At 72.0% G+C, this 11,788-nt stretch carries 7 protein-coding genes and 2 pseudogenes; 6 read left to right on the top strand and 3 right to left on the bottom strand.

What is annotated here, in order from left to right:
• Nucleotides 1–8: 8 nt before the first annotated feature.
• Entirely contained in the window at nt 9–506 is a 498-nt protein-coding gene (locus tag Dsi01nite_RS00985; protein WP_203844041.1) for an FBP domain-containing protein, read from the bottom strand.
• Nucleotides 507–561: 55 nt separating this feature from the next.
• Between Dsi01nite_RS00985 and Dsi01nite_RS00980 the strand changes: the two genes are divergently transcribed.
• Nucleotides 562–1,137, top strand: a complete 576-nt coding sequence (locus Dsi01nite_RS00980; protein ID WP_203844040.1) for a TetR/AcrR family transcriptional regulator — start codon at nt 562–564, stop codon at nt 1,135–1,137.
• A gap of 125 nt (nt 1,138–1,262) precedes the next feature.
• A complete protein-coding gene (locus Dsi01nite_RS00975) occupies nt 1,263–4,208 on the top strand; it encodes a glycosyl hydrolase (protein ID WP_203844039.1) in 2,946 nt (981 codons plus the stop codon).
• A gap of 129 nt (nt 4,209–4,337) precedes the next feature.
• Here the strand turns inward: Dsi01nite_RS00975 and Dsi01nite_RS00970 are convergent, their stop codons facing one another.
• The gene (locus Dsi01nite_RS00970) at nt 4,338–7,172 is read right to left on the bottom strand and encodes a tetratricopeptide repeat protein (protein ID WP_203844038.1); all 2,835 of its coding nucleotides are present in this window, start codon (nt 7,170–7,172) and stop codon (nt 4,338–4,340) included.
• 202 nt (nt 7,173–7,374) lie between these two features.
• On the opposite strand from Dsi01nite_RS00970, the pseudogene Dsi01nite_RS57045 reads away from it, so the two are divergent.
• Together Dsi01nite_RS57045 and Dsi01nite_RS58810 are read left to right on the top strand one after the other, a co-directional pair.
• A pseudogene (locus Dsi01nite_RS57045) lies at nt 7,375–8,475 on the top strand (lytic polysaccharide monooxygenase); the annotation flags it as partial.
• 165 nt (nt 8,476–8,640) lie between these two features.
• Nucleotides 8,641–9,240: pseudogene (locus Dsi01nite_RS58810) on the top strand (cellulose-binding protein); the annotation flags it as partial.
• Here the strand turns inward: Dsi01nite_RS58810 and Dsi01nite_RS00960 are convergent.
• Entirely contained in the window at nt 9,162–10,409 is a 1,248-nt protein-coding gene (locus Dsi01nite_RS00960) for a sensor domain-containing phosphodiesterase (protein WP_203844036.1), read from the bottom strand. The pseudogene Dsi01nite_RS58810 and the gene Dsi01nite_RS00960 sit on opposite strands and share 79 nt — an antisense overlap.
• 199 nt (nt 10,410–10,608) lie before the next feature.
• On the opposite strand from Dsi01nite_RS00960, the gene Dsi01nite_RS00955 reads away from it, so the two are divergent.
• Both Dsi01nite_RS00955 and Dsi01nite_RS00950 read left to right on the top strand, forming a co-directional pair.
• Nucleotides 10,609–11,025 (top strand): hypothetical protein, encoded by a 417-nt coding sequence (locus Dsi01nite_RS00955; protein ID WP_203844035.1) that lies wholly within the window; start codon nt 10,609–10,611, stop codon nt 11,023–11,025.
• 4 nt (nt 11,026–11,029) lie between these two features.
• Nucleotides 11,030–11,431 (top strand): hypothetical protein, encoded by a 402-nt coding sequence (locus Dsi01nite_RS00950; RefSeq protein WP_203844034.1) that lies wholly within the window; start codon nt 11,030–11,032, stop codon nt 11,429–11,431.
• Nucleotides 11,432–11,788 lie beyond the last annotated feature (357 nt).

Raw genomic sequence — 11,788 nt, 5'->3', positions numbered from 1 at the left:
AGAACCGGCTACAGCAGCCGGGCCAGGAACGCGGCCAGCTTGCCCCGGGTCCGCTCCACCTGCTCCTCGACGGTCAGGGTCTCCCGGAGCCGGGTGCCCGTGTCGGGGGTCTTGCGGCCGCGGACGTAGAGCGAGCACGCGAGGTCGGTGCAGATGTACGCGCCGACCGAGTCGCCCCGCCGGCCGGCCTCGCCCGCGCGGCGGCCCGTCATCAGGGACACCCCGTTGCCGCCGTGCGTGGTCAGGCACAGCGAGCACATGTTGCGGTGCAGGAAGCCGCGCTGCTGGGACGCCAGCCGCAGCGTGACGCCGACGATCTGGTCGTCGTCGCCGTGCGGCGCGATCAGGTAGGCGCGGTCCGGGGCGCCGGGGTCGCGCCAGCCGAGGAAGTCGAGGTCGTCCCAGGGCCGTTCGGCCAGGTCCCGGGGCAGACTCAGGCGTTTCGCCTCGCCCTTGGAGCAGTTGACGAAGGACGCGCGGATGTCGGGCTCGGTCAGTGGTTTCACAGCGCCGACGGTACCGATGCCTAATGACCCTAGGCAAACGACTATTGTGCCTAGGATGAGACGTGCGGGACTGACCGCCGACCTGGTGACGCGGGCCGCCGCGGACCTCGCGGACGAGGTGGGTCTGGCCGGCGTGACCGTGTCCGCGGTGGCGCGGCACTTCGGGGTCAAGGATGCCAGCCTCTACTCCCACGTGCGCGGCCTGAGCGACCTGCGCGTCCGGATCGCGCTCCTCGCGGCCACGGAGTTCGCCGACCTGCTCGCCCCGGCCGTGGCCGGACGGTCCGGGCGGGACGCACTGGTCGCGTTCGCCGACACCTACCGCGACTACGCCCGCGCGCATCCGGGGCGCTATGCGGCGATGCAGCAGCCGATCGACCCGGCCGTTTCCGCTCCGGCCGGCTCCCTGCGCGGGATCGAGCTGATCTACGGGATGCTGCGCGGCTACGGACTGGACGAGCCCGACACCACCGACGCGGTGCGGCTGCTGCGCAGCACGCTGCACGGGTTCGTCGACCTGGAGTGCCGCGGCGGCTTCAACGACCCGCGCGACACCGAGGCGTCCTGGCGCCGCGTCCTGGCCGCGCTGGACGTCCTACTCACTCACTGGCGGGAAGCGCTCTCAGCATAAAAGCGCAGCTCAGCGCGCTGTTTGAGAGCGCTCTCTGATGTTGACCATTGACAATGGTCAGATCGGTTGCCCAAAATCACCAGGGACCCCAAGAAGCCGCCAACTTCTGATCGGAGTCCCACCCGATGCGCCTTACCCGAGGCCGACCCCTGTTCGCGGGCGCCGCCGCCCTCGCGCTCGTCGCCACCGCCGTCACCTTCGTCGCCCTGCAGAGTGCCGCCGCCGACACCCTCGGCTCCGGCAGCTACGCCACGACCCGACCCGCCGGGCAGGCCCCGCCGGCCGGCTGCGGATCGATCGGCACCAACCCCCGCCAGTGGGTCACCGCCAACGCCCCCGCCGGCGCGGTGCCCACCAACGACTGGTGGTCGTCGCTGCTGTTCAAGAAGTTCAACTGCGCCTACTCCGAGCCGCTGAACGCGCACCCGCTGGCGTTCAAACCCGCCAACAACGGGCTCGGCGTCAGCTACACCACCGAGGCCGCCATCTCCGGCACCGCCACCGGGCCGGGAGAGTACCACTTCCCGTACACCACCGAGTTCACCCTCGGCGTGGCCGGCCTCAACTCCCCGGACACCAAGGTCGACGGCTGGACCGACTGGACCGTGACCCCGTACTGGTCCGACGGCGCCCGCACGCTGCGCGCCACCATCGGCCACGGCCTGCCGTTCGTCTACGCCCGCACCAGCGGCGGCAGCGCCCAGCTGACGTTCGGTGGCGCACCGGCGGTGTGGAGCAACAGCGGCGCCCGGATCGGCTTCACCGTCCGCGGCCACGACTACGTCGCCTACGCGCCGACCGGGGCCACCTGGACCGTCAGCGGCAGCACCATCACCTCGACCCTGGCCGGCAAGGACTACTACTCGGTGGCGGTGCTGCCGACGACCCCGTCGACGCCGGCCGCCGACCGGACCGCCCTGGCCGACACCTACGGCACCTACGCGCACAACCACGTGACCAACACGAGGATCAGCTGGGCGTACAGCGCCGCGACGAGCACGGTCAACGCGACGTACACGTACACCACCACCGCCCGTGAAGGCAGCGGCACCGGCACCGTCGTGTCGCTCTACCCGCACCAGTGGAAGGCGCTCACCGGGGCCACCCCGATCGCGCCGACCTACGTCTCCGCCCGTGGGGCGATGAAGACGCTCACCGGCGTCTCGTCGTTCACCACCGGCACGAAGTACCAGGGTGTCCTGCCGGAGATCCCCGCGGTCGCCGACAGCAGCGGCGCCGACCTCACCACCCTCGGCGGCTACCTCGACCAGGTCGCGACCGGCGATCCCCTCGCGGGCTTCGGCGACGACACGTACTGGACGGGCAAGGGCCTCGGCCGCGCCGCCCGCGCCGCGGAGATCGCCGACCAGCTCGGCCGCACCGCCCAGCGCGACTCGCTGCTCAACGCGATCCGGACCCGGCTCACCAACTGGCTCACCGCCAGCCCCGGCGAGGCGACCCGGCTGTTCGTGTACGACGCCAACTGGGGCACCCTGATCGGCTACCCCGCCTCCTACGGCTCCGACAGCGAGCTCAACGACCACCACTTCCACTACGGCTACTACATCGCCGCCGCCGCGACCCTGGCGAAGTTCGACCCGGCCTGGGCCGCCAGCAACGCCTACGGCAGCATGGTGAACCTGCTCATCCGCGACGCCAACAACCCCGACCGCAACGACACGATGTTCCCGTTCCTGCGGGACTTCGACATCTACGCGGGCCACGACTGGGCCTCCGGGCACGGGGCGTTCGGCGCCGGCAACAACCAGGAGTCCTCCTCGGAGGGCATGAACTTCGCCAACGCCCTCATCCAGTGGGGCCAGGCGACCGGCAACACCGCGGTGCGCGACGCCGGCCTGTTCATCTACACCACGCAGGCGCAGGCGATCCAGGAGTACTGGTTCGACTCGTCCAACCAGAACTTCCCGAGCACCTTCGCGCACAACACCGTCGGCATGGTCTGGGGCGACGGCGGCGCGTACGCCACCTGGTTCTCCGGCGAGCCGGAGATGATCCAGGGCATCAACATGCTGCCGATCACCGGCGGCTCGCTGTACATGGGCTACAAGCCGGCCTACAACAGCGTCAACTGGAACGAGCTGGTCACCAACAACGGCGGCCCGCCGACCGTCTGGCAGGACGTCCTGTGGTCCTTCCAGGCCCTCGGCAACGGCGACACCGCTCTGGCGAACTTCCGGGCCAACACCGGATACACGCCGGAGGAAGGTGAGAGCAAGGCCCACACGTTCCACTGGCTGCGCAACCTCGCCGCGCTCGGCCAGGTCGACACGTCGGTCACCGCGAACACCCCGCTCTACGCGGTGTTCACCAAGAACGGCGCGAAGACCTACGTGGCGTCGAACCTGACCGGCTCGCCGCTCAACGTCACGTTCTCCGACGGCCGGACGCTGACCGTGCCCGCCGGCAAGACCGCGACAACCGGGGCGTACACCTGGGTCGGCGGCGGCGGGACCAGCAACCCGCCGACGTCGCAGCCGCCGACGTCGAACCCGCCGTCCTCGCAGCCGCCCTCGTCCCAGCCGCCGTCCTCGCAGCCGCCGTCGTCCCAGCCCCCGGTCGGGTCGAACCTGTTCTACCTGCGCAGCGGGCCGGCGCTCAACACGACCGCCGGGACGGCCGCGGGCACGCAGACGGTCAGCGCCGCCAACGGCAACTACGACGGCACGCCGCACAACCCGGTCACCTACACGAAGTGCGGCATCACCGGCTCGACGAACGGCACCGCCACGGCGTTCTCGCTCTACGTCGACGCCGCGAACACCGTCGGACAGGGCATCCAGGCCCGGGTGTCCTACGACCTCACCAACAACGGCAGCTACGAGCGGGTGGAGACCTACCGGTACTTCGCCACCGACCCGGTGCCGGGGGTGGAGAACTACACCCAGGCGGTCGGCCTGTCCTCCTCGACCGGCAGCCTCGGCGCGATGAGCAACGGCTGCGTCCGGTTGGAGGTCTGGAACGCCATCGGCAACGCGGCCACCACGGTGCGCATCGATGCCTCCGCCGCCAACGGCAACCAGTCGACGCTGCGGATTCCGTACACCGTCTGACCGTTCCGGCAAGACGGGCGGGTCTCCTCGTGGAGGCCCGCCCGTTGTCCTGTGCCACGAGACAATGCCGGCCCGCCGTTTTTCAGGCTGACCGGCACCGCTGCGGGGTGTCTTGCGATACCCAGAACTCTACGGAGGTGGCGGCGGCCCCGAATCCCGGGAACGTGCCACCGCAGCGGGGTCGCCGGTCTGGCCGAGGGTGATCATCGACAGCGCGGTCCTGAGCTTCTCCTGCAGCGTGGGGTCGAGGGTCATGAGGACGTAGAGCAGCGCCCAGCCCAGGCCGACCACCTTCGCCCAGTCGTGCACCGTCTCGGAGAACGACAGCCACGGCTGGGCCAGGTACACCACGGCGAGCGGCAGCCCGGCGAACACGACGGTGCGCAGCACCTCGCCGGCGACCGCCCGGCGGCCGCGCCGGACCGGTGCCGGGACCGCGGCGGGGTCGGCCCGGCGCAACCGCCCCAGCTCGCCGGTCGCCAGGGCGCCCACGTTGTGCCGCAGCACGTCCTCGACCCGCCGCCACGCGTCCGGTGAGGACGGCGCCGCGACGAGGAACTTCAACTGCCGCACGGCCCGGGCGGCGCCCCGGCCGCCGTCGGTGAGCTGCCGTTGCGTGTCGGGGTCGACCAGCCCGAACGTGGCCGGCAGGTCGTGCTCCACGGCCTGGGCGATCCGCTCCAGCCGCCACAGCCAGGCCCGCCGCCACGACAGGTCGTTGCGCCGCCCGCGCGGGCGCAGCTCGCTGAGCAGGGTGAGCGTCTCGGTGAGCGCGGCGGCGCGCGGCTCCCGGCGCACGAACCGGCTCATCACCCGCGCGGCGACCAGCCGGCACGCGGCCGCGGCGGCGAGCCGGGCCGTCGCCATCACGGCGAGCGCGACGAGGGCGCCGCCGGCCAGTGCCGGCCAGCCGCCGTAGTGGTCGCGGAGCCGGTAGAGCACGGCCCCGGCGAGGGCCAGCCCGACGATCCGCGGCGCCGCCTCGTCGAGGACCAGCCGGACGGAGTCGGCGCGGGTGTGCCGGAACAGCCAGCGTCGCAGGCCGAGGTAGGCCAGGGCGGTGGTGCCGGCCCCGACGAGGACGGCCCAGCCGGTCGGCAGGTCGACCGTGGTCGCGGCGGTCCGGGTGAGGAAGACGCACGCGGCGATCGTCGCGAGGAAGCCGGCGGTCATCCGGACCGCGACGTTCGCCCGCTCCCACAGCATCGTGAGGACCTCGTGGTTGAGCCGGTTGCCGTCCACGAGGGTCCGCATGGCGGGAGTGGCGGACGGCACCACACTGTCCAACGTGGACAGCAGCGGCGTGCTCACGGAGCGCCACGACCAGGTGGCGTGGCTGTCGGAGTCGCGCATCCGCCGCCGGATCATCCAGAGCGGACCTCCGGTGCGCCACCAGAGGTGCCGGTGGGTCGAGCGGTTCCACGACGGGACGGTCGCGACCGGGCGGAGCGCGTCCAGGGCCGGGGTCCAGAGCCGGAGCCGTTCATACAGCCAGGACTCCCGGCTGCGGATCGCCTCGGCGGCCCGGACGGCGGGCGGCAGCGTCTCCAACAGGTCCAGGGCGTCCCTGGTCCGGTCCAGCCAGGTCAGGGCCAGCAGCCGTCCCTCGACCACCTCCACGTCGGCCGGGTCTGCCGCTGCGGCCCGGTCGAACCAGGCGAGGGCCTCCTCCTCCCGGTCGTCGTAGGTCAGCTCCTTCGCCAGGTCCTTGACGAGCTGCTGATCCGGATCGGTGGCGGCCGCGGCGGCGAGGACGTCGATCGCGGCCGCGGAGCCGTGCCGCTCGTCCGCCTGCCGGGCCTGCTCCAGGACCGCCGCGGCGCGGGCGGCGGCGGCCATCAGGTCCGCGGCGTCGACCGCGAGCAGGGGCCCGAGCAGGTCCTCGACCGGCAGAGCCGTCCAGGCCGCGACGGTCTCCGCGTCGCGGTGGCGCAACCGCCGGCGCAGCGACGGCAGCGGGCCACCGGTGCGCCACCACAGCGCCCGGTGCCAGTCCGCCACGATCCCGCGCCGGTCGTAGGCACCGGCCACCGCGGTCGGCAGCCCGGCCTCGCGGTAGGCGTTCGCCACGACCCGGCGCAGGCCGTCGGCGCGGGCCATCCCGGCCGGCAGGCTCTCGACGAACCGCACGGCCTCCGGCAGCCGGTGCATCCGGATCAACAGGTCGCCCTGGTCGATGAGCACCTCGACCGGGCTCGGGTCCACGGCGAGCCGGCGGTACAGGGCGAGCGCCGGCCCGAGCCGGTCCAGCGTCTCCGCGACGCGGGCCGCGAACCGCAGCAGCAGCGGATGCGTCGAGTCGCGGCGCAGCGCGTCGGCCAGAACCGCCGCGGCCTGGGCCCGCCGGTCATCGGTGAGGTGGTCCTGGGCGGCGCGGACGGCGGCGAGCGCGTCGCGGTCCTGGCCGGTGCCGTTGACGATCCGGATGAGCAGTGCGGGCAGGTCCACGGGGGCGGGCGGCGCGTGGCCGGCCGCGTCGAGCAGCTCGGCGAGCACCCGCTGCTCCGCCCGCCGCCGGGCGCCGCGCAGCACCGCGACCGGGCCGCCGGTGCGCCACCACAGCCCGCGGCGGTCCGCCGGGTACGTCTCCAGCGCCAGGACCGGCAGGCTCATGTCGGCGTAGGTCGCGGCGCGTTGAGCCCGCGTCACCGCTGCGTCTGGGGGCAGGTTGTCGAGCGCGGCGAGGGCCTCGGCGAACCGGCCGTGCTCGCGGAGCCGGTAGTTGCGGTCGATCGCCACGACGCCGTCGTCGGGTGCGACGCGCTGAGCCTCGGCGAGCAGGGCGAGCGCGCAGCCGTCCCAGCCGATCTCGAACTGCGCGTCGGCGAGCACGCGCAGCAGGATCGGGTCGGAGGGGCCCGTGATCAGGGCCTCCGCCAGCAGGCGGGCGGCCTCGGCGTGATCGCCGGCGGCAAGACAGAGCTCCGCCGCTTCGAGGACCGCTGCCGGTCCAGTGCTCGACATGGCGGTAAGCATCGAGGGTCGCACGTGTCTCGCGCGAGCGGTTCACCTGAAGTATCGAAATATCCGACCATTCGGTGAATGTTTCACAGCCTTCCAGCGTCGATGCGGCCTTTGCCCGCCGGTTCGTTGCCAGCGGCCCGTCACACCCCGTGCAATCCACGAAGTTGCATGTCTTGGGAGAGGGGTTCCATTGAATCGACGACTGCATCGACGGCGCAGACTCGCGCTCTGGCTCGTGGCGGCGACCGTCGGGGCGGGCACTGTGGTCATCGCCGCTGACCCGGCGGCCGCGCACGGCGCGATGATGGTGCCGGGCAGCCGGACCTATCTGTGCTGGAAGGACGGCCTGAACGCCACCGGCGCGATCCAGCCGAAGAACCCGGCGTGCGCCGCGGCGGTCGGGCAGAGCGGACCGAACTCGTTGTACAACTGGTTCGCGGTGCTGCGCTCCGACGGCGCCGGGCGCACCGCCGGGTTCATCCCGGACGGCAAGCTGTGCAGCGGCGGCGCGACCGTCTACGACTTCGCCGGCTTCGACCTGAACCGGTCCGACTGGCCGGTAACCCACCTCACGTCGGGCTCCACAATGGAGTTCGACTACAGTAACTGGGCTGCGCACCCGGGCACGTTCTCGCTGTACGTCACCAAGGACGGCTTCGACCCGACGCGCCCGTTCGCCTGGTCCGACCTGGAGTCCACGCCGTTCCTGCAGAAGACGAACCCGCCGCAGGTCGGCTCGCCCGGCACCAACGACGGGCACTACTACTGGACCGGCGCGTTGCCGGCGGGCAAGTCCGGCCGGCACATCATCTACTCCGTGTGGTCCCGGTCGGACAGCACCGAGACGTTCTACGGCTGCTCCGACGTGGTCTTCGACGGCGGCCACGGCGAGGTGACCGGCGTCGGCACCACCGACCCCGGCCCGTCCACCTCGGCGTCGCCGTCCAGGTCGGCGTCCGCGTCCGCCTCGCCCTCGTCCAGCGGCCCGCCGCCGGCGGGCAACGCGGGCTGCACCGCCACGTTCCAGGTGACCGGAAACTGGCAGGGAGGCTTCCAGGCCGAGGTGAAGGTCGCCAACCCCGGCACCGCACCGGTCACCGGCTGGCGCGTCGGCTGGAACTGGTCCGGCGGTCAACAGGTCAGCCAGGGCTGGAACTCGGTGCTGACCCAGTCGGGCACCGCCGTCACGGCGGTGAACGCGGCCTGGAACGGCACGGTCCCTGGCGGTGGCAGCACCACGCTGGGCTTCCTGGCCAACGGGGCCGTGCCCAGCCCGGCGCCGCAGGTCACCTGCACCGCCAACGGGCAGACCACACCGCCGACCTCGTCGCCGCCGACGTCGCCGTCCGCCAGCACGTCGTCGGGTCCGCCGCCCGCCGGCTGCACCGGCGCGGCGTTCTGTGACGGCTTCGAGAGCCAGACCAGCGGCCCGGTCGCCGGTGCGTGGACGGTCAGCAACGCCAACTGCTCGGGCACCGGAACGGCCACAGTGGACAGCTCGGTGGTCCACAGCGGCACCAGGTCGGTGCGCATCGACGGCAAGGCGGGCTACTGCAACCACGTCTACGTGAAGCCCACGAAGGATCTCAGTGGGCTGGGTTCGGTGTGGTACGGCCGGCTGTACGTGCGCCACTCGACCGCCCTGCCGGACGCGCACGTGGCGTTCGCGGCGCTGAAGGACACCACGGACGGCAAGGACCTGCGCCTCGGCGGGCAGAACAGCGCCCTGCAGTGGAACCGCGAGTCCGACGACGCGACCCTGCCGGCGCAGAGCCCGGCCGGCGTCGCGCAGAGCCGGCCGCTGCCGACCGGGCAGTGGAACTGCGTGGAGTTCATGGTGGACGGTCGCGGGCTGCTGTCGACGTGGCTGAACGGCACCGCCGTGCCGGGTCTGCAGGTCGACGGGGTGCCGACCGCCGACATCGACCAGCAGTGGTCGGCGAAGGCGTGGCAACCGCGGGTGGCCGACCTCCGGCTGGGCTGGGAGAGCTACGGCGTCGGTGACGACACCCTGTGGTTCGACGACGTGGCCGTCGGGGCGTCCAGGATCGGCTGCCTGAGCGCGTAACTGGGCCGCAGCGCGGACGCGGCACCTGGGCGTCCGTAGAACCAGCCCTGACCATGATGGACGCCGAGGCCGGCGAGTGCGAGCGCGTCGGTCTCGGTCTCCACCCCCTCGGCGACGACCGAGGCGCCGCACGCGGCCGCCAGCTCGACCAGTGACTTGGTGAGGACCCGCAGCACGGGGTCCGCGCCGACGCCGGTGACGATGCTGCGGTCGAGCTTGATGACGTCCGGCTGGGTCAGCACGATGTGCCGCAGCGAGGAGAACCCGGCCCCGACGTCGTCGATCGCCAGCCGCATCCCACCGCCGCGCAGCGGGGCGAGGACCGCCTTCAGCAGGTCGTAGTCCTCGACCTGCTGATGTTCGGAGAGCTCGAGCACGATCCGGTCCAACGGCAGGCGGCCCAGCAGGTCGAGACACTCGGCGGTGAGCAGGGTCGTCGGGGAGACGTTCATCGCGACGTAGCCGTCGACCTCCGGCAGGTGCGCCGCCGCCCGTTGCAGGGCAAGGATCTCCAGGCGGTCGCCGGCGCCGATCTCGTGCGCCTCGGCGAAGCACACGTCCGGCGCGCGGTCCCACTCCCGCGGGAAGCGGCTCAACGCCTCCGCCCCGATCCGCCGCCCGGTCCCCACGGCGACGATCGGCTGCAGCACGACGACCGGCCCGCCGGCGTCGATGACCGGGCCGAGCCGGTGGCCGATCTCGGCGTGCAGCTCCCGCTTGCGGAAGTCCGGCTCGATGATCATCGCGGCCGCCTGGGACAGCACCTCCATCAGCGCCTTGTCGCGCTTGGACAGCTGCTTGTCGGCGCCGAACCCGGCGGCGCAGAACGTGCCGTAGACGGAGCCGTCGCTGAGCACCACCGGCACCGACACGTAGCTGCGGATCCGCGGCATCCGGGCCGCCGGCAGTTGCATCGCCTCGGGGAATTTCGTGACGTCCGGGATCACCGCGGGCAGCTTGCCGTCCATGATGCTCTGGCAGAACGAGTTCGCCCGAGGGCGCTTCGCCCCGTCGCGGAACAGCAGCGGCAGCGCCGACTCCACCACCTCCAGGTGCTGGGTCGTGTCGTCCAGCCGGGTCATGAACGCCAGGCTCAGCCCGAGCGCCTCACGGGCGGTCTTGAGCAGCTCGGCGATCTGCCGGGCGGCCTCCGTGCGTTCCCGTGCCATGCCAACCAACCTCGGCGGCCGGGGCCCCGTCCTGAGCTTTGTTGGTCGCTTTCGTGGTCGCTTTCGTGGTCGCTTTTGTGCTTGCTTGTGGTCCAGCGCACTGTGCGGGTTGGTGACAGTGCGTTGATCGCTTTCCTGACGCTGCGCGCTGAACCGGATCCCTACCGTCTTGCGGGACAGCACGACAGATGAGGGAGACATGGGACTTTTCAAGCAGTTCAAGGATATGAAGAACGTCGTCGCCGCCGCCCCGGGCATGGTCGCCCAGGCGCAGCAGACCAGCGCCGCCGCGCAGGCCTACGCCGCGCAGCAGCAGGCCGCGTACGGCATGCAGGGCTACGGCGCGGCCAACGCCTACGGTGCCCCGGTCGCGACCGGCATCGCCGCCGACGACCCGCGGCTCACCCCGATCGCCGGCGTCGACCTGACCATGTACGCCCGCATCTCCAAGGCCGCCTCCCAGGAGGGCCTCAACGCCGACGGCCTGGTCCTCAAGGCGCAGTCCTTCGGTGTGCCCGCCGACTCGTGGAACGAGGCCGCGACCGGCTGGCCGGCCCGCATGCGTGGCGACACCCAGCTCGCCGTGCACTACGGCAACCTCTTCGGCCAGGTCTGACCCCATGGGCCTCTTCGGTGACCTGCGCAAGCTGAACCAGCAGGCGCGGGCGATCGACGCCACGCACGACCCGGCCGCCCAGATGCGGGCCGGTATGGCGCAGATGCAGCAGGCGCAGCTCAGCATGCAGGCGCAGACCGCGGACCTGGAGCTCGAGCGGACCGGCACCCCCGGCGCGGCGACGATCCTCGGGCTGGTCGACACCGGCACGCGGATCAACATGGTGCCGCTGGTGCGGCTGAACCTGCTCGTCGAGCACGCCGGGAAGCCGCCCTACCCGGTCACCGTCGAGACGATGCTGCCGCTGCACGCCTCGGCGCAGGCCGGGATCGGGCAGCGGGTGTCGGTGAAGGTGGATCCGTACCGCGCGGAGCGGGTGCTGGTCCGCTGGGGCCTGCCCGTCTGATCCGGGCTTCTGCCCTTGATATGCGAACGACCCGGCGGGTCCGCCGGGTCGTTCACGACTTCCGTGGTCGGTTGCGGTCGCTGTCCGCTGGGGTGGCCTGTCACCGTCCGGCGCCGTGGCTTGTCACGGTCCTTCGGTGCTGTGGCCGTCCGTTGCGGTTGGCGCTCACCGTCCGCTGCGGTTGGTTTGTCGGCGTCCGCTGCGGTTGGTTCTCACCGTCCGCTGCGGTGGATCTTTACTGTCCGCTGCGGTTGGTCTTTTCACCGTCCGTTGCGATCGGTCGTTCACCGTCCGTTGCGGTTGGCGCTCACCGTCCGCTGCGGCGGCCGACCCTGGTCTGCGAGGAGAACGCCGCGG

The sequence above is a fragment of the Dactylosporangium siamense genome, from assembly GCF_016862795.1.
In the GTDB taxonomy this organism is placed as follows: Bacteria; Actinomycetota; Actinomycetes; order Mycobacteriales; family Micromonosporaceae; genus Dactylosporangium; species Dactylosporangium siamense.
Note: the sequence above shows the minus strand (reverse complement) of the source record. Positions and strands in the feature narration are given on the sequence as shown.

Bases quoted from the DNA above. Each gene is read 5' to 3' on its own strand.
- Dsi01nite_RS00980 (WP_203844040.1), top strand. From the start codon at position 562: ATGAGACGTGCGGGACTGACCGCCGACCTGGTGACGCGGGCCGCCGCG.
- Dsi01nite_RS00975 (WP_203844039.1), top strand. From the start codon at position 1,263: ATGCGCCTTACCCGAGGCCGACCCCTGTTCGCGGGCGCCGCCGCCCTC.
- Dsi01nite_RS00970 (WP_203844038.1), bottom strand. From the start codon at position 7,172: ATGTCGAGCACTGGACCGGCAGCGGTCCTCGAAGCGGCGGAGCTCTGT.
- Dsi01nite_RS00960 (WP_203844036.1), bottom strand. From the start codon at position 10,409: ATGGCACGGGAACGCACGGAGGCCGCCCGGCAGATCGCCGAGCTGCTC.
- Dsi01nite_RS00955 (WP_203844035.1), top strand. From the start codon at position 10,609: ATGGGACTTTTCAAGCAGTTCAAGGATATGAAGAACGTCGTCGCCGCC.
- Dsi01nite_RS00950 (WP_203844034.1), top strand. From the start codon at position 11,030: ATGGGCCTCTTCGGTGACCTGCGCAAGCTGAACCAGCAGGCGCGGGCG.